Here is a 19,588-nt window from a genome sequence, read left to right on the forward strand (position 1 = left end):
CCTCCCCGCCAGCAACGGACTCCCGTTACGGCCGCAGCGGAATAGGCCGGGTAGCCAGTCCCCCGGAGCCTCTGTCATCATTGCTCACGCATGCTCGAGCTTCGCACCCTCCCCCGCCCGGCCTCCGCCGCGAGCCCCCTCTTGCCCTTTCGCTTCCGGCGCCTGGGCGATCGAGTCCTGCTCACCAGTCACTTCGGTGATTGGGTGTTCGTGACGGACGATGAGCTGGCGGTCCTGTACCAGGGGCGAGAGCTCCCGGAAGAGCTGCGCGCCAAGCTCGACAAAGCGAACCTGCTTCGCGACGGTGCCGACCCGACACGGCTCTCCGCCCGCCTCGCCGCGCGCCGGCGATTTTTGCGCTACGGGCCGAACCTGCACATCTTGGTGGTCACGCTCCGCTGCAACGAGACCTGCGTCTACTGCCACGCGAGCCGGGCGGACATGGATCGCGTGGACACCGACATGAGCCCGCAAACGGCGGAGCGCGCCATCGACCTCGTGTTCCAGAGCACCGCGCCGCGCCTCACCATCGAGTTCCAGGGCGGCGAGCCCCTGGTCGCCTTCGACGTCGTCAAGCACGCCATCGAGTACGCCAAGGAGCGCAACAAGGCGTATGGCAAGGAGCTCGAGTTCACCATGGTGAGCAACCTCAGCCTGCTCACCGACGACAAGCTCGACTACCTGGTGGAAAACCGCGTCCAGATCTGCACCAGCGTCGACGGCCCCGAGCAGCTCCACAACAAGCAACGAGTATTGCCGTCCGGCAACGCGTATCAGGCCAGTGCTCGCGCCATCGAGCGCATCAACCAGCGCTACGTGGATCTCGGGCTCGACCCGGTGCTCTACCACGTAGAGGCGCTGCTCACGATCACGCGCCCTGCCCTCGACATGCCCAAGGAGATCGTCGACACCTACGTCTCCCTCGGCTGTCACTCCATCTTCCTGCGCCCGGTGGATCCCTTCGGCTTCGCGGAGAAGACGCGCGACAAGATCGAGTACGACCGCAAGCGCTACCTCGACTTCTATCGCACCGCGGTCGACTACATGCTCGCGAAGAACCGCGACGGAACCCGCGTCCAGGAGCGCTACGCCGCCATCTTCCTGACCAAGATCCTCACCGGGGAAGATCCGAACTTCCTGGACCTACGCAGCCCGGGCGGCGCCGGCATCGGCCAGCTCACCTTCAACTACGACGGCGGCATCTACACCAGCGACGAGGGCCGCATGCTCTCGGAAACCGGGGACGAGACCTTTCGCATCGGCCACGTGGACAGCGCGCGCTACCGCGAGCTGGTGATGCACGACACCGTGCGCTCGCTGATCGTCGCCTCCAACCTGGACGCCCAGCCCGACTGCGTGACCTGCACCTACAACCCGTACTGCGGCAACAAGCCGGAGCACGCCTACCGCACCCAGGGTTCCATCTTCGGCCGCACCCGCGAGAGCGACATCTGCGCCGTGCACAAGGGCATCCAAGACTACTTGTTCGAGAAGCTCCGCGACCAAGACGAAGTCACGATGGACACCTTCCGGCGCTGGACCACGATGCGGGAGCGCTCTCACTTCCTGCAGACGGCCGCTACCGCCTCCTGACGCTGAATGTCGGTACGGCGCGAGCCCCGGCGCGGAGTGCCGGCGCGGCGCGACGGGCCTCGCGCCGTACCGACATCATCAGGCACAAACACACACGACCTGTCCGTCTCCCGAGAGCGAGCACCCCGTCGGGATCGTCGCCGAGCAGTACGGCGGCGGAGGGGTGCACGGTCCGTGCTGGCAGCCGGGGAGCCCGCCGATGTCGCAGGTCCCCGGCGTGGTGCCCGCCGGGCAGCTGCCGCCGTCGGGCAGCGGATCGCACAGCGGCGGCGCGCCCCCGCAGCACGGCCGCACGCAGTAGTGGCCGGCGCTGCAGAGCTGCCCGCCGCAGTCGCCGGCGTCCGCGCTGCCGGCGTCGTTGTCCGGCGTGGACTCCGCGGACGAACATGAAGACCCCACCAGCGCGAGGGCGACCAGCACCACGACCCACCTCATGAGGGGATCATACCCCCGCCACGGTGATTCAGCTCAGAGAGGCCAAAAAGCCGGTGAGGGCGCGGTTGACGGCCTCCGGGTTCTCCACCGTCGAGCTGTGCCCGGCGGCGGGGATCTCCGTCAGCTGGGCTCCGGCAATGCCATTGACGATGCGCTCCGCCTTGTCCCTCGGCGTGGCGACGTCTTCGTCACCGACCAGCACCAAGGTGGGGACGGCGATGCGCGCGAGCTCGGCCTCCACCGAAGGTCGATCGATGACGCCATTGACGGCGCGCCACACGCTACGGCGATTTTGGAGCAAACGCTCTCGCCAGAGCTTGCGCTCCTGCGCCCGTGCCGGATCCTCCAAGAACGTCTTGCCGAACATGATGGGCATGACGCGATCCGCGAGCGGCGCGACGCCGACCATGCGGGAGGCCCAGGCCATGGCGCGATACTTGAGTCGATTCTCCTCGGGCTCCGGCAGTGCGCTGGTCTCCATCAGCGTCAGGGAGCGGACGAGCTTCGGATAGCGCGCCGCCAGCCGCAGCCCCACGAAGCCGCCCATGCTCAGCCCGACGAAGTGCACGGGGGCGAGCGCCAGCCGCGCGATCAGCGCGACGGCGTCCCGCGTGAGCGTGTCCATGTCGATGCTCGCCAGGCTCGACTCGGCGCTGCGACCTTGTCCGCGATGGTCGTAGGTCACTGTCCGGAAGCTACCGGCGAGGGCGTCGACCTGCGCGCGAAACATTTCACCGCTCCACAAGAGCCCGTGGCTGAACATCACCGGCGGCCCCCCGCCACCGCTGTCCTCGACGAAGAGGCTCGTCCCGTTGACGTGGATCACGCCGGCGATTGTAGCCACTCCGCGCGAGTTGGACGACAACGCTCGAGCCGGGCGCCGACGGCCTGGCTCGAGCGTCGCGGCTTCTTCGCGATTTACGGGTCCACGACCATGGCCCGGGGGATGTCCTCGAGCTTGGTCGCCACCATCGCGGTGTAGAAGATCGGCTCGCCCGCCGCGCTCAGGCGATGACAGTAGCGGCGGGTCGCCTCGATGCGAACGATCTTGTCGCGAACCATTCGGCGAATGAGCTCCGAAAAACCATGCGTGAAACGCTCGTCGAGGAACTCTTCCTTGATGTTGAACGCCAAGAGCCCACCCTTCGGCACGAAGCTCGCGGAGTGGTAGTACGCGAGGGGCGGAATGTCGCCGAAGCCGAGGGCGGCCACGCACACGAGGGCGTTGGGGCGGATCTCCGCCAAGGTCGCCTTCACCTCGTCCGTGGGGCGACACAGGTCGGCCACCACGTAGTCCGTGTACAGGTCGGGGCGATCGCGTTCGGCCGCCATCTTCGCCTCGGGAATGATGTCGATGCCGACGAGCTCCGTGGCGCCCACGGCGCGCAGCTCGTCGCCCACGATGCCGTTACCCGCGCCCAGGTCCAAGGCGCGAAGCGGCTCTTCGAGAGCGCCGGGCTCCGCCATCACCTCGGAAAGCAAACGCACCACGCGCCGTGGCGAGTTGCACTTGAGCAGTCCGTAGAACAGGTGCTCGTAAAGGCCTGGGCGCTCGTAGATGCGGTCGTAATCGTGAAAGCGAATGCGCTTCCATTCGCCGCCTTCGAGCACTTCACACCATTCCTCGTGCTGGGGAATGGTTTCGGTCAAGGGCGGCAGGCGCACCTTGCCCTTCCACTCGGCCATGGAAAAATCTACACGTCGACGCGAAACGTCGTTCATCGCACCTCCGGAGGGGTGGAAACGCGCCGCTTTCCAGCAGCGCGCGGTCTAAGTTCACTCGGCGACGAAGAGGACGCGCACCGAGCGAACCGCAGCTTACGCAGGTTTCAGCGCAATTATCAAACCAGGCGCTATTTCACGCCCAATAGCTCGATCTCGAAGATCAGCGTCGCGTTCGCGGGGATCTTCCCCCGAGCTCGGTCCTTGTAACCGAGCTCCGGCGGAATCGTCACGCGGCGTACCTCGCCCACCTGCATTCCATCCACACAGCGCTCGAAGCCCTCGATCGCGTGCTGCCTTCCGAGCTCGAATTCGAAGGGCGTACCGCGCTCGCGGCTGGAGTCGAACACGGTGCCGTCCTCCAACGTCCCGACGTAGTGCACCGCCACGCGCGTCCCGGGCACCGCGCGCGCGCCGCTGCCGGAAGCGAGCGTCTCGATCACGAGCCCGTCTTCGTCCACCCGAGAGGGCGGTGCGCTGACCTCACGTACGGGCGGCTCGCTGTCTTCGGTTTCGGGCTCGGGCTCGGGCACCTGAACGCGAGCGGGTGCCGATTCCGGCGGCGGTGCCGGCGTCCGGGCGGCGCAACCTGCCAACAGAACGAGGACGAGCGCCCGCTTCACTTCCGGCCGCGCCAGTCGAACTTCAGGGCCTCTTCCAGCTCGGCGTTGAGCGACTTGATGAAACGCCAGCCGTCACGACTCTCGCTTCCCTGCCCCCGGGTACGCCAGCCCACCGCCAGCTGCCCCAGCGAGGCGCTCCCGATCGCCAACTGCCCCAGCGCGAACACCAAGCCAATGCTGATCTGCCCAATGGAGAGCAGACCAGTGGCGAGCTGACCCAAACCAAAGAGCACGCCGGCGCCCCCGGCGCCCATCGCCACCACGCCGGCACCGGCAACGCCCACGTAGAGCACTCCCACGCCAGGCCCACCAACCGACACGATGGCCGGGGACTCCACGTCGTCCGTGCTGGCGTTGATGCGCAACACCGGAACCCCCATCACCTGCGTGGTGGACACCTTGTTGCCGTGGGCATCTTCCACCGTGGAGGTGAACAAGGCCATCCCAAGGGTGGTCACCACGATCACGACCAACAGACCCACGAAACGTTTCACGATGGACACGATACCGGTCCCCGCGGCGTTTCGCTATCCTCGCGCGGAGTGGCCGTCGTCATCGTTCAGCGGTTGACCCCGAAGCGCTGCGAGCAAGTCTCGGTCGCCGAGGGCTTTGCCCCCGCCGCCGAGGAGCGTGCCACGCCCCCCGCCTACCTGGAGCTGGCGAGCCCGCTCGCAGCGAAGCTGGCGCGGCTGTTCGAACGCAGCCTGCGCTGGGTGAGCGTCGCCCTGTGGCTCTCTCCGCTGCTGCTCGTCCCCAAGGCGATGTTCAACGTGGTCGACCCGCGGCTGAGCGACGCCGTCACGCTGCTGTTCGTGGCGCTGGTCCTCGGCTTCTTCTCGATTCTGATCTCGTTCATCGTCTTTCGCCTGGTCACCGGCAGCGTCGAGGAACAAGAGCACGTCGTGCTCGTCCCGTTCACCGAGCCCAAGACCAGGCCCCGCGCGGCGCGCATCCCGCGCCAACAAGTCAGTGGCCACGTGCGCGCGGATTCGCTGCGACCGCTCGTGGGCAAGAGGATCCGGGTGCGCGGCGTGCTCACGGCGCTCGAGCAGAGCGCCGGCGAGGTGCTGCGTGACAGCTGGGCGGAAGACGGCGAGGGCTACTCCCGGATGCTCCTGACCCGAGACGCCGCCGTCGAAACGGCCATGGTGCCGGTGCGCCTGGATCTCTCGGTTCCGCCGCTGGTGGTCGCCGAGGCGATGGACGACGAAGCGCACGCGCGTTTTCGCGCCCTGCCCGAGCGCGCGCAGGAGCTCTTGGCTCCGCGCGGCAAGGACGCTTGGCTTCGCGAGCACCTGGACGCCTCCACCGTGATGCTGCGCGACGGCGACGAGATCGAGGTGGAAGGCTGGGTGGACTCCGTCTTGGAGGACGCCAGCGACCTGATTTCCGCTTCCGGCCCGCGGTCGGTTCCGGGCGCGTATCGCGCGGCGCCCCAGGGCCACGCAGGGCTGGTGCTCCGCTCCACGGCGACCGAACCGATGATCCTCCGCCGCGTCGCAGGCGCTGGGCGTCGCCGGTAGTGGACGGCCGAAAGACCCTCTGCAATTCTCCCGACCGCCCATGTTCGTGTGCTCCGAGTGCGGAAGAAGCTACCCGGCCCCCGGGTTCTGCACGGAGGACGGCGGCGGCCTGCAGGCCACCGCAGGCGACGAGCTGCTCGGCACCATCGTCGGTAGCTATCGCATCGCCGCCAAGCTCGGCGAGGGTGGCATGGGCGTGGTGTACAAGGGCGTCCACCCGAACATCGGCAGTCGCGTCGCTATCAAGCTGCTTTCGCCGGAGTGCGCCAAGAGCCCCGCGCTGGTGGAGCGCTTCTTCGCCGAAGCTCGCGCCGTCAACGTGATCCGCCACGACAACATCGTGAGCGTCTCGGATCTGGCCTCGCTGCCCGACGGCCGTCCCTACATCGTGATGGAGTACCTGGACGGCGCGCCGCTGTCCGGCATCCTGAAGCGCGTGGGCGCGCTGCCGTTGGGCACCCTCGTGGACCTGGCGACGGAGTTGCTCGACGCCCTGGGTGCCGCCCACGACAAGGGCGTCATCCACCGGGATCTGAAGCCGGACAACGTCTTCATCACGGGCAGCGGACGGGTGAAGGTGCTCGACTTCGGCATCGCCAAGCTGCGCCCGGAGCTCGGTGGCATCAGCGACGCGACCCGCACCGGCTCGCTGCTCGGCACGCCGCACTACATGTCGCCGGAGCAAGCGGCGGGTCGTCCGGTGGACATCCGCTCCGACCTCTACTCCGCCGGGGTGATCCTGTTCGAGGCGGCCACCGGCCAGCGGCCGTTCTCCGTGGATTCGCTGTACGAGCTGCTCAAGGCCCACGTCGAGCTCATGCCCACCGCGCCGCGGCTGCTGCGGCCGGAGATCCCGCCGGTATTCGAGCAGGTGTTGCTGCGCGCGCTGCAGAAGGACCCGGCCTATCGCTTCCAGTCCGCCCGCGAGCTCGCGCAAGCGCTCTCGCAAGTGCGCCAGATCTTGCCCGCGGATGCCTTCGTGCCGGTGAGCACGCTGGCCACCTTGCCCGCCGGTTCCAACCCTCGCGCTGCCCGCGTCCCCACGCCCATCGCGGTGACTCCCGCGACGCTGGCGCGGGGACCATCGCCGGAGCTCTCGCCGCCGCTCACGCCTCCCCCCGTGGTCGAGAAGAAGAGGGGCGGCCGCTTCGGCTACTTCGTGGTGGGAACCTGCGGCGTCATCACCCTCGCCACCCTCGGCTCCTGCGTCACCTGCGTGTTCATCGGCGCCAACGCCGACGGCGACGCCATCAGCGTCCCGGTGGGCAACGGCGAGGTCGCCGTGTTCAAGCCCAAGGCCTTCGACGTGACGGGGTTCACGGCCCGCGCCATGAGCATCGCCAGCCACCGCGACGAATCCGCCAAGCTCGTGAGCATCGACGCCAAAGGAAGCTGGTCGAACAAGACCGTGAACCTCGCCGACGAAGCCGGGGACCGAGTGGTGTACGCGTTCCGCACCAGCTCCGGCTGCGTGAACGTGGACGTCGGTCCCACCGGGCTCACCACGCAGAAGGCCCAGAGCTGCCCGGAACGCACCGTGAGCCCACCGCGGTGCTCCACGGACGTGGTCTTCGACAAGGCCGAAAAGACCGGCGGACCTTCCGGCTACGGCCGCGCCACCCTCACCTTCGCCGCCAGCCTCGACGGCAGCGGCAGCTGGCGCATCAAGAACGCCGACTGGGACGGCAGCGTCCCCGACGATTGCTGACGCCCACCCCGGCGTCCGCCAGGGCCTTTTCCGCGCCGCCTCGACAAGACCAAGCGTCTACTTTTGGCTCTCCTGACATCTTCGTGGGGTGAGGAATCGTTGGCTTTGTGCGCCTGTCGCCACGTTTCGGCCATCGGGAATGAGGCGAAGGGAGGCGCTGTCGAGCTCCGCAATCGAGCCCGGTGCTTCTTTGACGCACAACGCGGAAAGGGTTCAGGAAAGGTGTCGCCGTTCAGATGCGTGCCCTTCGCCAGCGAATGGAACGCGCGCAGCGCGTGGCGCGAGCTCCTCGAAGAAAGTCGCGAAGCGATGTCGAATTCAGTGGACAGGATCCTGGGCACACCGAACGCTGCTCGTCGCCGCGCGGTTGCGAGGGCCAGGCGCATCGCAGCGTCTCCGGCGCGCACGCGACGAAGAGCTATCCCCTCGCGCAACGTTCGCGCGTGGAGCCGCTGTCGGAGCGGCGCTTCCTCGTGCATTTCAGCGGCAGCGCGGAGCTGAAGGCTAGGGGGCCCGTCCGAGAATCGCAGCTGCTACGACCGCCGATCCTCTCGCTGCGGGCGTGCGGCCTCGTTGCTGCGCTCCTCGAGCTACTTCAGTAGCCCTCCGGTGCTCGCTCCTCGGGCGCCCGCCTCGCTTCGGTCTCGGCGGTCTCGCTACGCTGCTATTCTCGGACGGGCCCCAAGCTCGAGCACGCCCAGAACCTGATGAGCCACGTGAACCGGAAGCTCGAGGTCGTCTTCGAACGTGCCCTCGACGCGCTGATTCGCGAGCTCGAGAACAAGCAGTGGGGCAAGACCGAGCGGCCGCGACGCTCCGGGGGTCGCAAGGACCGAAGGCCGAGCCGTGCGGACAAGCGTGAAGTCTACGAACGCGACCGCGCCGGACCAGAAAACCATGACCCGGGTGAATGGCACGTCCCTCTGAGCCCTCCTCATCGCATTCAGGCACCCACGGATGTGTGAGGAGAGCCTACTTTTGTTGGTGCGCCGCGGAACCTCGCGCCCCAGCCCGCTCGGCCACGAACCGCGAAAGGTGTCGCGCCAGCGCGTAGATCGGTATCTGCGGCGGTCCGCCGATGCTGGTCGGGAACAGCGAGCCGTCCAGCACGAAGAGCCCGTTGATCTGATGATGCTCGCCGGTGCTCTTGACGACGGCGCGTCGTGGGTCGTCGCCGAGGCTCAGGGTGCCCATGGGATGAACCGCGGCCATGGCGATGTTGTGGGGGCGCGCCACGGAGTCCGGCACGCTCTCCACCTGGTCGGGGCGAGACAGCTCCACTGGGGGCACGCTGGGCACCAATACGCGCTTGGCGCCGCCTGCGAAGAGCAGCTTGGCGCAGGCGCGGATGCCGCGGGCCAGCTGCACCACGTCGGCGTCGCTGAGCGTGTATTCGATCTTGGCGCGGCCATCGCGCTTGGCGCTGACGCGCCCGCTGCTCTCGTCGTGGAGCATGGCCGTCAACACGGCGATGTTTCGATAGCGCAGCATCCACTCGCGGTGCTTCTGCCCGAAACCGGGCAGCATGATGGCGGCCCCTATGGGATGCGCGAACACCGTCGTGATCCACACGCGCTTGTCGCTGCCCGGCGCGTAATCCAAGAGCTCGGTGCACTCGAAGCTCTGGGGGATCCCTTTCCAGCCGACGACCTCTTCGTCGAACAGCCCTGCCACGGCCACCCCGGGATGCATGCGGAGCCCGCGCCCGAGGCGCGCGTGCGGATCCGGCAGGTCGCTCTTCACGCCGATCACGGCGCTGCCGACGGCGCTGCCCGAGAGCACCACCACGCGCGCCTTCACGCTCACGTTGGCGTGAGGGCGACCGCGGGAGTCGAGGGCATGGCCCGCCACGCCCGTCGCCTCGTGGCCGTCGTGGATCACGCGCTCGATGCGCACGTCCGTGACCACGTTGGCGCCGTGGCTCTTGGCGTCCGGAATCAGGATCTTGGCGGCGTTCTGCTTGGCGCCGTAGGGGCAACCGAGCTCGCAGAACCCGGTGCCCTGGCAGCCCACGCGGTTGTGACGGAGGGGCCCCCCGCGCCAGCCGAGGGCGCGCACGCCGCGCTCGAGGATGCGGTTGTTCTCGTTTCTGCGGTCCGCCTCCACGAGAGAAACGCTGAGGTCATTCTCGACGCTCTCGAACACCGGAGCCAGCTCCGCCTCACTCGCGCCACTCACGGCAAAGTCCCGAGCCCAATGCTCCAGGATCTCCTTGGGCAAGCGCTTGCACAGGTTGATGTTGTGCACGGTGGAGCCGCCCAGGCTGCGTCCGCCCAGCACGCGAATCGCGAGATCCGTGGTGGAACGGCCGCCACGTTCCTGGAACAGCTTCGGCATCATCTCTTCTTCGCGCTGGGTCATCTCCGGAAGCGCGAGCTCGGGCCCTTCTTCCAGGAGCACGACTTTGGCACCGCGCACGGCGAGCTCCCGCGCCGCCATGCCACCGCCGGCACCACTGCCCACGATCACCACGTCGGCTTCGAGGGAGAGGTCCCCATCGATGTCTCGCGCGCGGAGGCTCACGACTTGTCCCACTTCACGACGGGGCCGTCGTAGCCGATGGCCGCCCAGCTCTCCGGGCGGCGATACAAGGCCATCATGCTCAGCGCCTTGAGCGCCTGAAAGCCTCCGCGGAGCAGCCCCACGGGGCTCTGCTCCAGGGCGGCGAGCACGTCGTCCTGCTCTCGGGACGAGAGTGCGCTGAAACGCCGGAAATAGCCCTTGACCAGCGGCATCACGTGCTCCACCACTCCCAAGAGCCGGAGCAAGTCCGTGCGATCCGCATCGGCCATGTCCACCAAGTACTCGTCCGCCCATTCGGCGACGGGCGCGCCCTCCGGCGCCAGGACCCGCGCCCCGAACGCGGACAGCACCACGTACTGCCAGGGCGCGAGGACCTGGAGCTTCACGTGGTCCGGCACGGAATAGCCGCCGGCACGCACCAGCGCGATGCCGGTCCCTCCGACGACCGCGCCGGCGCCCACCAGCGCAATGAAGCGCCGGCGCTTCATCCCTGCTCCCCGTTGGCCAGCTGGGAGAGGGCGACGAAGAGCCCCTGAGTCACTCGCGCCATGCGATCGAAGTCGAGGCGGTCCGGAGTGTCGGTAGGCTTGTGGTAGTGCGGGTAGCGAAACGGTGCGGTGTCCGTGACCATGATGGCCGGCACGCCGATCTGCCAGAACGACCAGTGATCCGACCAGCCCACTCCAGGTAGCTCCGCGGGCAAGCTGTCCGACTCCACCGGGAGGGAGGCACCCTTGGACAGCGCAGCGCTGAAGCGATCCACCAGCGGAGCGGAGCGCTCGTCGCCCACCACGGCGACGAAATTGCCCACGTCGGGGTGCTTCTTCGCCAGCGGAGCGGGGTAGCGCTGGCTGCCGGGAGCGTCGGAAAAGACTCCGATGCTCTCCACACTGACCATCGCGACCGCCGTCTCTCCGCGCGCGGCCAGCGCCTTGGCGTACACCAGGCTGCCCATCTGGGGCGTCTGGAAGAAGGGCGGCTCTTCGTTCACGAACCACACGAAGCGCAGGGTGCGCTTCGGCTGCGTCTTGGCGAAGCGCCGCGCGAGGGCCAGGACGGCGGCAACGCCGCTGGCGTTGTCGTCGGCTCCGGGGCTGCCGGAGGCGCTGTCGTAGTGCGCACCCACAATCACCAACTCCGAACCCCGGGCGCCGCCGCGGACCTCGGTAGCGAGATTCTGCGCGGCGACCTCGCCGACCTCGTAACCTTCGCGGTGAACCCCGAGTCCCGCTGCGTCCAGCTCGTCGGCGATCCAATCCGCGGCGGAGGCGAGCTCCCACTTCTTGTCCACGTTGCGCTCGCCGATCTTCGCCAGGGCGTGCACGTCTTTGTCGAGCTCCGTCCGCAGCGCCTGCTCCTCGGCGGTCAGCGGCGCGGGAGCCGCGGGCTCGACCTCGGGGGGCGCCTCGACGGGGGGCTCGGGCGGGGTGGCGCGCGGCGGCGGCGGAGTCCCGCAAGAAACGAGGGTCAGCGAAAGGCCCACGGCGAACGCGCGCATGCTGCCCTTATGGTCAGGGCTCGGCCGGCGGGCAAGTGCGGGCTTGAGCCGTTCGGCGCCGTCCGATAACGTGCCCTTCCTTTGGCGGAGACGGCGCCCAAATCCCCCCTGGTCGGCGTGATCATGGGATCCCGGAGCGACTGGGAAACCTTGCGCCACGCGGCGGACGCGCTGACGGAGCTCGGAGTTGCGCACGAGGTGCGGGTCGTGAGCGCGCACCGCACCCCGGACTTACTGTTCGAGTACGCGGCGGGTGCCGAGGCGCGCGGGCTGGAGGTCATCATCGCGGGAGCCGGCGGCGCCGCCCACTTGCCCGGCATGGTCGCCTCCAAGACCGTGCTCCCGGTGTTGGGCGTCCCGGTGCAGAGCAAGGCGCTGTCCGGAATGGACTCGCTGCTCTCCATCGTACAGATGCCCGCCGGCATCCCCGTCGGCACGTTGGCGATTGGGCGCGCCGGCGCTACCAACGCCGCGCTCTTGGCCGCCGCCATCGTGGGGCAACGTCACCTCGAGGTCCGCGAGGCGCTACGCACCTTCCGCGCGCAACAGACCGATCGCGTGTTGGCCGATTCCGATCCGCGAGTGCCTCAGAAGTAGCATGAAGCTCGGAATCCTCGGCGCGGGTCAGCTCGGACGCATGCTCGCTCTCGCGGGCTACCCGCTGGGGCTCGACTTCGTGTTCTTGGATCCCAAGGCGGGCGCCCCGGCGGGGCTGATCGCCAAGCAGATCGTGGCGCCCTGGGACGATCCCGAGGCTCTCGACGCGATGGCCCACGTGGACGTGGTGAGCTACGAGTTCGAGAGCGTGCCCGACGTGGCGGCGCGGACGCTGGCGGAGCACGTGCCCGTGTGGCCGCCTCCGGCGGCGTTGTACGTGGCTCAAGATCGCCTGCGCGAGAAAGAGACGTTCCGAGAGCTCGGCATCGACACCGCGCCCTTCGCCGCCGTGGAGAGCGAGGCGGAGCTGCGCCAAGCGATCAAGGGCATCGGGGTGCCCGCGGTGCTGAAAACCCGTCGCTTCGGCTACGACGGCAAGGGGCAGTTCGTGCTGCGCAGCACGGAGGACGTGCCCAAGGCCTGGTCGGCCATCGGCGGCGTTCCGCTGCTGCTCGAGGGCTTCGTCGAGTTCAGCCGGGAGCTCAGCATTCTCGGTGTGCGGGGTCAGCGCGGAGAGACCGCGTTCTATCCACTGGTGGAGAACGAGCACGAGCGCGGCATCCTGCGCACTTCCCGCGCGCCCGCCCCAAACGTGCCCGTGGAGCTCCAGCAGCGGGCGGAAGCGATCAGCGGCAGGTTGCTCGAGCACCTGGGCTACGTCGGGGTGCTCGCGCTCGAGCTGTTCGACGTCGGGGGACGTCTGTTCGCCAACGAGATAGCGCCGCGCGTCCACAACTCCGGGCACTGGACCATCGAAGGGGCTCGCACCAGCCAGTTCGAGAATCACCTGCGCGCCGTCGTGGGCCTGCCCCTCGGTGATCCCGGCGCCCTGGGCCCAGCCGCCATGGTCAACCTGCTCGGGCGGATCCCCGAGCCGGCGGCGCTCTTGGCCGTGGAAGATCTGCACCTGCACGACTACCGCAAGGCGCCGCGGCCGGATCGCAAGGTGGGGCACGTCACCGTCCGGGCGCCGGATTTCGCCGAGCTCGAGCGGCGCGTTGCCCAGGTGAACGCGCTGCTCACCGACAAAACCGGCTGAAAGCCGCACACTTCTACCGCCGCCACGGGCGCGGAAAATTCCCGCGACAAGCGCCGAGGGCCGCGGATATGCTGCCCGCGCCGCGCGGCGGCACGAGCTTTTTCTCGGAGGAAGTCATGAAAAAAGCACTATCGGCTCTGGTGGGTACGGCACTGTTCGCGATTACGGGTGCGGCCTTCGCGCAGCAGCAGTGGTCCGGCAGCTACTCGCCGTCCATGCCGTCGCGCTCCAGCGGCCTCGACAACATCGGCGAGGAGATGCAGTTCGTCTTCGGCGTGGACCGGGTGACGGCTCTGTCCTTCGATCGACTCACTTTCTCGCCGGACCAAGGTGACGACACCACCGTCAAGACGACCACGATTTCCTTGTTCGGCATCAACAACCAGAGCCTGCAGGGCGGCACTCCTTCCACAACGGTCCCCCGCTTGGCGCTCGACTACTTCGTTGCCGAAGGCATCAGCGTGGGTGGCTCACTGGTGTTCATCAGCAGCAGCGGTACTCAAGAAACCGGGAGCCAATCTGCAGACCTTCCGACGGTCACCAATTTTCTCATCAGCCCGCGCGTTGGCTACGCCATGCAGTTCGACGAGACGTTCTCTTTCTGGCCGCGAGCGGGCATCACCTACATCAGCACCAAAGCGGACAGCGATGCCGACACAGAAAGCTGGCATGGACTCGATCTGACCGTAGAAGGCATGTTCGGCATCTCGCCCTTCTCCCACTTCGCGATCTTGGTCGGGCCGTACTTGGATCTCGGCCTCAGCGGGACGGCGACCTCCGAACCACAGGGCGGCCCGAGCACCGACACCGACGCCAAGCTCACCGGTTTCGGCCTCACCAGCAGCATCGTCGGATATTACTGAGCGCTTCCGCTCCGTTGCGGCCGGCGCGTCCCCCTGGGCGCTGCCGGCCGCGTTGCGTTTGTGCCCAAGGGTTACAGAAATGCCACGCCCAACCGTTCAACCCGAGTGACCCAACTCGGGAGGAAACCATGGCGCTCTGCACCAACCTGAAGATCAAGACGCGGCTCGTGCTGCTGGGCGGGGGCCCCATCATCGCTTTGATCCTGGTGGCCGCCTGGCTCCTGAACACCTACCGGGACGGCCTGATGCAGGCCAAGCAGGACAAGACCCGGAGCCTCATCGATGCCGCCTACGGTGTGATCGAGCTCCAGTACCAGCTGGTGAGTGCCAACAAGATCAGCGAGAAGGAAGGCAAGGCGCGAGCCCTCGCCGCCTTGGCCAAGCTCCGCTACGGCGACAACGACTACTTTTGGGTCAACGACCTGCAAGCCAAGATGATCATGCACCCCGTGAAGCCCGAGCTGAACGGGAAGGACATGTCGGACTTCAAGGATCCGAACGGCGTACGGCCCATTCTGGAGGCCGCCAACGTCGCACGCGAGAAGGGCTCCGGCTTCGTCCACTACTCCTGGCCCAAGCCCGGCCACGCTGGCGCCGTGCCCAAGATCTCCTACGTGCGCGCCTTCGAGCCCTGGGGCTGGGCCCTGGGCACCGGGATCTACGTGGACGACGTGGAGGAAGAGTTCGTGCACGAGATCGGGCATGCGTCCTCCGTGATCGTTCCGATCTTCTTGCTGGTGGCGCTGCTGGGCTTCGTGATGTCGCGCAGCATCAGCACCCCGTTGAAGCAGGTCGAAACGGCCATCGATCGCGCCTCCCAGGGAGACCTCACGGCCCGCGTGGCGCTGGGCTCCACGGATGAGCTCGGGGTCATGAGCGACCGCATCGATCGCATGCTGGCAGAGTTCGAGCGCAGCATGGCCCACGTGCAGCGCAGCGCCGAGAGTACGCGGCTCTACGCGCAGCGCCTCGCGGCCGTCGCCGACGAAGTCAGCGCCGCAACCCAAGAGCAAGCGGCGTCCCTCGAGGAAACCGCGGCGTCCATCGAACAGATCAGCGGGGCCGTGGACCAGAACGCAAAGAATGCCCGCGGCGCCGACGAGCTGTCGGGCGCCGCCCACCGCCAGGCGGCCGAAGGCGGACGCATCGTCGAGCAGGCGATGGAAGCCATGCACGGCGTCACGACTTCGAGCCATCGCATCGAGGACGTGGCCTCGACCATCGACGAGTTCGCGTTCCAGACCAACCTGCTGGCCCTGAACGCCGCCGTGGAGGCTGCCCGCGCCGGAGAGGCCGGGCGCGGCTTCGCCGTCGTCGCCGCCGAGGTCCGCGCGCTGGCGCAACGCAGCGCCTCGGCGAGCCGCGAGGTCCGCGAGCTGATCGCTCAGTCCGTACGCTCGGTGGAGTCGGGTTCCAGCCTGGTAACGGCGTCCGGGGAGCGTCTCGGAGACGTGGTCCGAGACATCACGAGCTTGGCCAGGCTGGTCTCCGACATCGCCCGCGCCTCGAGCGAGCAGTCGACCGGCGTGCAGCAGGTGAGCATCGCCATCTCTCAAACGGACCAGGCCACGCAGCAGACGGCCGCCCAGACGGAAGAGCTGAGCGAGACGGCCGGACGCCTGGCCGCGCAGGCGGCGTCGCTGGAAAGTCTGGTGTCGAAGTTCACGCTCGGCGACGCCCTCGACGTGGAAGACGACGAGCTCGAGGACGAGCCGGTCCACTCCGTTCCGCCGCCGCCAGCCCCGCGTGCCCGGCCCGCGCCCGCCCCGGCGTGGATGTGAGTCAGGAGCGCGTGGCGTCGTACAGCTTCCGCAGCGTCGCGTGCGACGCCGTCTGCTCGCCCCGGGCGATGGCCCACACGCTATCGCGGGCCGCAGCGTTCACCGGCGTCGCCACGTGATGCTCTTTGCCGCGACTCGTGATTTCGCCGTTCAAGAAGTCCACCGCCGGAGCGCGCCCTCGCTCGATGGCGCTCAGCATGCTGGAGCGGAGCCTACGGTAGCGAGCCCCCACCGCGAGTAACAGGGTGTGCTTGGCCAAGAGCCCGGGCGAGCCCGCGGCGGTCCTTTCCGCCTCGGTCAGCGCGATCCAGTCCAGGTCCAGCGTACCGCTGACCTTCTCCAGGTGGACCTCTTCCGCCCGGGCGACCGCCACGACCTCGGTCATCACCTCCAGCGCCAAGCGCCGCACGTGACGCTGGCGCATCAACGTGCCGAGCCGGTCCCCACCGATGGTGCCCAGGGTGGAGATGGCGCAGTTGATGGCGAGCTTGCTCCAGCGTGCTCCCAACAGGTTCTGCGTCATGCTGACGGGGCCCACGGCTTCCAGGACGCGACCGAGATCTTCCAGCGGCTCGTCGATCTGGCCATCCAAGCGGCCGATGCTGAAGCCGCCGGCGCTGGTGCGATCGTACACACCGGGCTCCACCATGGACGCGCCCCAGGCCACCACGGCGCCGACTACGCGCTCGGCTCCGGCGAGCTTCGCCACACGCTCTTCACAGAGCCCGTTCTGAAAGCACACCATGCGTCCCGTCGGGGCCAGCGCGGGCAGCGCGCTGTTCGCGGCTGCCTCCACCTGCGGCGGTTGCGTCGCGAGCAGCACGTAATCGAATGGAGCGACGTCGGTGGGAAGCTCGCGATGAATGGTGACGGGCTTCATGGTCGCTGCCGGGGCGCCCTCACCCCTCACCCGCACCCCGCTCTCGGACAGCGCTCGTGCGATGTCCGCGTTGGTCGTCAGCACGCTGACGTCCTGCCCAATCTCGAGCAGGTGCGCGGCGACGACACCGCCAATGGCACCGCACCCCACCACCAATATCCGCGGGCCCGTCATCCCCGCTCCCCTATCGCGAACGGCCATTGTCGCCAACCCGCGCTTTTGGCAATGGTTCCCAGTGGTTGAACCAGCCACCCGGCGACGCGATGCGAAATAGTTGCAACGATTTCGAGATTCGTGTAGTTCGAGCGCGCACATCGGCACACATGAACAGGGGCAACCCCGTTCAAGGAGCCAAACGCCATGAAACGCCTTCGAAAGCTTCTCGAGCGACTTCGCCTTCCGGTCACGGCCCTGGCCTGACCGCTTCGCAAATTTCCTGCGCCCCGTGGGGCGCTGCTTGAACGCTTCCTTGCCGCCTACGACGGCGCTTTCTTAATCGCCTTATGCCGACGATCCGCCCGGCGCGCGACACCGACGCCGAGGGTCTGATCGCCCTCATCACCGCGGTGTTCGACGAGTACCCCGGCTGCGTGATGGACGTGGACGGCGAAATGCCGGAGCTGCTCGCCATCGCCAGCTGGTTCGCGGCGCACGACGGGGAATTCTGGGTCGCCGAGCACGGCGGCCAGGTCGTCGGCTGCATCGGCTACGCCCCCGCACAGGACCCGAGCGGCATCGAGCTGAAGAAATTGTACGTGGCACGCTCCGCGCGTGAGCACGGACTGGGCGCGCAGCTCTTGGCCCGTGTGGAGGACGCCGCCGACCGCCGTGCGGCTCGCTTCATCGACCTGTGGAGCGACACGCGCTTCGAGACGGCCCACGCGTTCTACGCGCGCCGGGGTTGGAACAAGACGGGCGCCACCCGCGAGCTCCACGACAAGAGCGCCACGGTGGAATTCTACTTCGAGAAGCCGCTCACTCGTTGACGATGTCCATGAACATCTTCGCGATCTGAGAGTGCCCATCCGGAGTGGGATGAATGCAGCTGATGTCGAACCAGGTCGGCGTGTTGGGACCCCGGTAGCACTGGCCGCTCGCGTCCCCGGCCTTGAAACCGTGGCCGCAGAAAGTCTCGCCCAGGAACATCATGTCCGCACCCGTGTCCTTGGCGATGCTCATGTAGCCCTCGCGGAGCTGCACCAACACCGACGTTCCCGCCAGCCACTCGCCCGAGAACCCGGCCACCAGCCCAGTGGGGCAGCTCGAGAGATCCGCGAACAGATCCGTGTACTCGTAGATGTTCGCGAAGATCACGTAGGATCCATTGGGGAAGTTGGTGGGGCTCTTCAGCCATTCCACCGCGGCCTTCATGTCGGCCAGCACCTGAGCAATCTGGCCGCTGGCCTCGCTGGCGGTCTTCTTGGCCTTGGCCATGCTCGCGAGGTCGTTGCCGCCCATGGTGATGATCACCAACGTCTTCTTCTGCTCGGTGCTGGGAAAGCATTTGGCGATCTGTTTGCCGCCGCCGAGAAAGTCCTCCACCTGAGCGCCCCAGGCGGAGCAGTCGTCCACCTGCACGTTGGGCCACTTCTGCTTCACCATGTTGGTGAGCTGCGTGCGATAGAACTGCCCCGCGGGCGTGGGCGGCGTACCGGCAGTGATCGAATCTCCCAGAAACACCAGCCGTTCCACGCCTTGGATGTCTTGCTGGTTGGTCCCTTCGCAGTGGGAGCCCACCGGCACGTTGAACTGGTCGTAGTTCACGTACACCACGCCGTCGTACTCGTCCTTCAGGCAACCGTTGGCCGTGAGCCCCGTGCCACCGCCGGTGCCCGAGCCCGCCACGCCACCGGTGCCCGTTCCCGCAGCGCCGCCGGTGCCCGTTCCCGCAGCGCCGCCGCTGCCCGCTCCCGCAGCGCCGCCAGTGGCCGCCCCCGAAGCACCACCGCCGCCCCCGGTGGCCACGCCGCCGCTTCCGCCACCTGCCGGCGCGGCGTCATCGCTCGAGCCGCCACACGCCGGCACGCCGAGCCCAAGAGCCATCGCCACCACACCCACGCTTCGACCCAGCTTGATATGCATCTTCCACGCTCCCGCTTCGCGCGACGAAGATAGCAGAATGACGAAGCGATGTTCGACGCGTGACGCGATTCAATCGCGAGTCGGCAAGCGCTCGAGCTCACGAAGGTAGTGCTCCGGAAACCCGTGAGCGCGCGCGGCGCGGAGCATGATGTCGCGATAGTGCCGCGTCGGAGGAACTTGCTCTTGGCGACGGAATTCTTCGCGCACCACGTACACCCATGCTGCGACTTCTCCACCAGAGCGAAGTCGCGCAGGCACTGGACGCGGCCCGCGACGATAGCGCCGCGGATGTCCTTCCTTGTCGTCGATGACGCGTAGCGCTGTAGGACACACCAAGAGCGCCAGCCCCCAGAGCTCCGCACCCGCGCGCTGCTCCACGTTCGCTGCGCCGCCCTTGCGCGCGTCCGAGTAGTAGTCCCACACGAGCGCGTGGTTCGGGAGCACCGCCGCCTCGGCGTGATCCACGTGACCGAGAGGACGCTCGCGTTCGCGACACCAGCGCTCGAGATCCTTCAGATCCATGTTGGAGCCGTAGGCGAACACCCAATGCCGCATCCCGTCAGCATAGCGCCCCCGCGCTCCACGTCCTGACCCGCCCCCAGGACTGCTGCTTCGGCCTCCGTTTGTTGGTCCGGCGCGAACCCCGTCGCGCGCCGCTGCG

General features: G+C 67.8%; 20 protein-coding genes. 9 read left to right on the forward strand and 11 right to left on the reverse strand.

Going from position 1 to position 19,588, the window contains the following annotated elements; genetic code table 11:
* The first annotated feature begins 90 nt into the window (after positions 1-90).
* Entirely contained in the window at positions 91-1,593 is a 1,503-nt protein-coding gene (hxsB, locus tag H6717_14465) for a His-Xaa-Ser system radical SAM maturase HxsB (protein ID MCB9578225.1), read from the forward strand.
* 78 nt (positions 1,594-1,671) lie between these two features.
* Here hxsB and H6717_14470 read toward each other — a convergent pair whose 3' ends face one another.
* From H6717_14470 to H6717_14490, 5 genes are all read right to left on the reverse strand, one after another.
* Complete coding sequence (locus tag H6717_14470) at positions 1,672-2,028, reverse strand: hypothetical protein (GenBank protein MCB9578226.1); 357 nt, start codon at positions 2,026-2,028, stop codon at positions 1,672-1,674.
* Between the two features lie 28 nt (positions 2,029-2,056).
* On the reverse strand, positions 2,057-2,791 hold the full coding sequence (locus H6717_14475; GenBank protein MCB9578227.1) for an alpha/beta fold hydrolase: 735 nt from the start codon (positions 2,789-2,791) through the stop codon (positions 2,057-2,059).
* 155 nt (positions 2,792-2,946) lie between these two features.
* Positions 2,947-3,750 carry a methyltransferase gene (locus H6717_14480; GenBank protein MCB9578228.1) on the reverse strand — a complete coding sequence of 268 codons (804 nt, stop codon included), beginning with the start codon at positions 3,748-3,750 and terminating at the stop codon, positions 2,947-2,949.
* A gap of 131 nt (positions 3,751-3,881) precedes the next feature.
* Entirely contained in the window at positions 3,882-4,388 is a 507-nt protein-coding gene (locus H6717_14485) for an FKBP-type peptidyl-prolyl cis-trans isomerase (GenBank protein MCB9578229.1), read from the reverse strand.
* Complete coding sequence (locus H6717_14490; GenBank protein MCB9578230.1) at positions 4,370-4,867, reverse strand: hypothetical protein; 498 nt, start codon at positions 4,865-4,867, stop codon at positions 4,370-4,372. Before H6717_14490 ends, H6717_14485 begins: the two co-directional genes overlap by 19 nt.
* 48 nt (positions 4,868-4,915) lie before the next feature.
* On the opposite strand from H6717_14490, the gene H6717_14495 reads away from it, so the two are divergent.
* The 3 genes from H6717_14495 (at position 4,916) to H6717_14505 (ending at position 8,569) form a co-directional block, all read left to right on the forward strand.
* A complete protein-coding gene (locus tag H6717_14495; GenBank protein MCB9578231.1) occupies positions 4,916-5,896 on the forward strand; it encodes a hypothetical protein in 981 nt (326 codons plus the stop codon).
* Between the two features lie 40 nt (positions 5,897-5,936).
* Complete coding sequence (locus H6717_14500) at positions 5,937-7,604, forward strand: serine/threonine protein kinase (protein MCB9578232.1); 1,668 nt, start codon at positions 5,937-5,939, stop codon at positions 7,602-7,604.
* Between the two features lie 707 nt (positions 7,605-8,311).
* Positions 8,312-8,569, forward strand: coding sequence for a hypothetical protein (locus H6717_14505; protein MCB9578233.1), 258 nt, complete (start codon positions 8,312-8,314; stop codon positions 8,567-8,569).
* Positions 8,570-8,576: 7 nt separating this feature from the next.
* Here H6717_14505 and H6717_14510 read toward each other — a convergent pair whose 3' ends face one another.
* From H6717_14510 to H6717_14520, 3 genes are read right to left on the reverse strand one after another with little or no spacing between them, the layout of a single operon-like run.
* On the reverse strand, positions 8,577-10,127 hold the full coding sequence (locus H6717_14510; protein ID MCB9578234.1) for a GMC family oxidoreductase: 1,551 nt from the start codon (positions 10,125-10,127) through the stop codon (positions 8,577-8,579).
* Complete coding sequence (locus H6717_14515) at positions 10,124-10,615, reverse strand: hypothetical protein (GenBank protein ID MCB9578235.1); 492 nt, start codon at positions 10,613-10,615, stop codon at positions 10,124-10,126. Before H6717_14515 ends, H6717_14510 begins: the two co-directional genes overlap by 4 nt.
* Positions 10,612-11,625, reverse strand: coding sequence for a M20/M25/M40 family metallo-hydrolase (locus H6717_14520; protein MCB9578236.1), 1,014 nt, complete (start codon positions 11,623-11,625; stop codon positions 10,612-10,614). Before H6717_14520 ends, H6717_14515 begins: the two co-directional genes overlap by 4 nt.
* A 123-nt stretch (positions 11,626-11,748) precedes the next feature.
* On the opposite strand from H6717_14520, the gene purE reads away from it, so the two are divergent.
* The 4 genes from purE to H6717_14540 all read left to right on the forward strand — a co-directional run bounded on the left by purE (position 11,749) and on the right by H6717_14540 (position 15,965).
* Positions 11,749-12,222 (forward strand): 5-(carboxyamino)imidazole ribonucleotide mutase, encoded by a 474-nt coding sequence (gene purE / locus H6717_14525; GenBank protein ID MCB9578237.1) that lies wholly within the window; start codon positions 11,749-11,751, stop codon positions 12,220-12,222.
* Position 12,223: 1 nt separating this feature from the next.
* Complete coding sequence (locus tag H6717_14530) at positions 12,224-13,321, forward strand: 5-(carboxyamino)imidazole ribonucleotide synthase (GenBank protein ID MCB9578238.1); 1,098 nt, start codon at positions 12,224-12,226, stop codon at positions 13,319-13,321.
* Positions 13,322-13,437: 116 nt separating this feature from the next.
* Complete coding sequence (locus H6717_14535) at positions 13,438-14,184, forward strand: hypothetical protein (GenBank protein ID MCB9578239.1); 747 nt, start codon at positions 13,438-13,440, stop codon at positions 14,182-14,184.
* Positions 14,185-14,312: 128 nt separating this feature from the next.
* The gene (locus H6717_14540; GenBank protein MCB9578240.1) at positions 14,313-15,965 is read left to right on the forward strand and encodes a cache domain-containing protein; all 1,653 of its coding nucleotides are present in this window, start codon (positions 14,313-14,315) and stop codon (positions 15,963-15,965) included.
* A gap of 1 nt (position 15,966) precedes the next feature.
* Here the strand turns inward: H6717_14540 and H6717_14545 are convergent, their stop codons facing one another.
* Entirely contained in the window at positions 15,967-17,046 is a 1,080-nt protein-coding gene (locus tag H6717_14545) for a 2-dehydropantoate 2-reductase (GenBank protein MCB9578241.1), read from the reverse strand.
* 302 nt (positions 17,047-17,348) lie between these two features.
* Here H6717_14545 and H6717_14550 point away from each other — a divergent pair, with 302 nt between their 5' ends.
* Positions 17,349-17,831 carry a GNAT family N-acetyltransferase gene (locus H6717_14550; GenBank protein MCB9578242.1) on the forward strand — a complete coding sequence of 161 codons (483 nt, stop codon included), beginning with the start codon at positions 17,349-17,351 and terminating at the stop codon, positions 17,829-17,831.
* On the opposite strand, the gene H6717_14555 is transcribed toward H6717_14550, so the two are convergent.
* Together H6717_14555 and H6717_14560 are read right to left on the reverse strand one after the other, a co-directional pair.
* Positions 17,821-18,927: an SGNH/GDSL hydrolase family protein gene (locus H6717_14555; protein MCB9578243.1), complete on the reverse strand. Its 1,107-nt coding sequence runs from the start codon at positions 18,925-18,927 to the stop codon at positions 17,821-17,823. The genes H6717_14550 and H6717_14555 overlap by 11 nt on opposite strands.
* A gap of 69 nt (positions 18,928-18,996) precedes the next feature.
* Positions 18,997-19,482, reverse strand: a complete 486-nt coding sequence (locus H6717_14560; GenBank protein ID MCB9578244.1) for a gamma-glutamylcyclotransferase — start codon at positions 19,480-19,482, stop codon at positions 18,997-18,999.
* Positions 19,483-19,588 lie beyond the last annotated feature (106 nt).

This window comes from Polyangiaceae bacterium (genome assembly GCA_020633235.1).
Taxonomy (GTDB): Bacteria; Myxococcota_A; Polyangia; order Polyangiales; family Polyangiaceae; genus JACKEA01.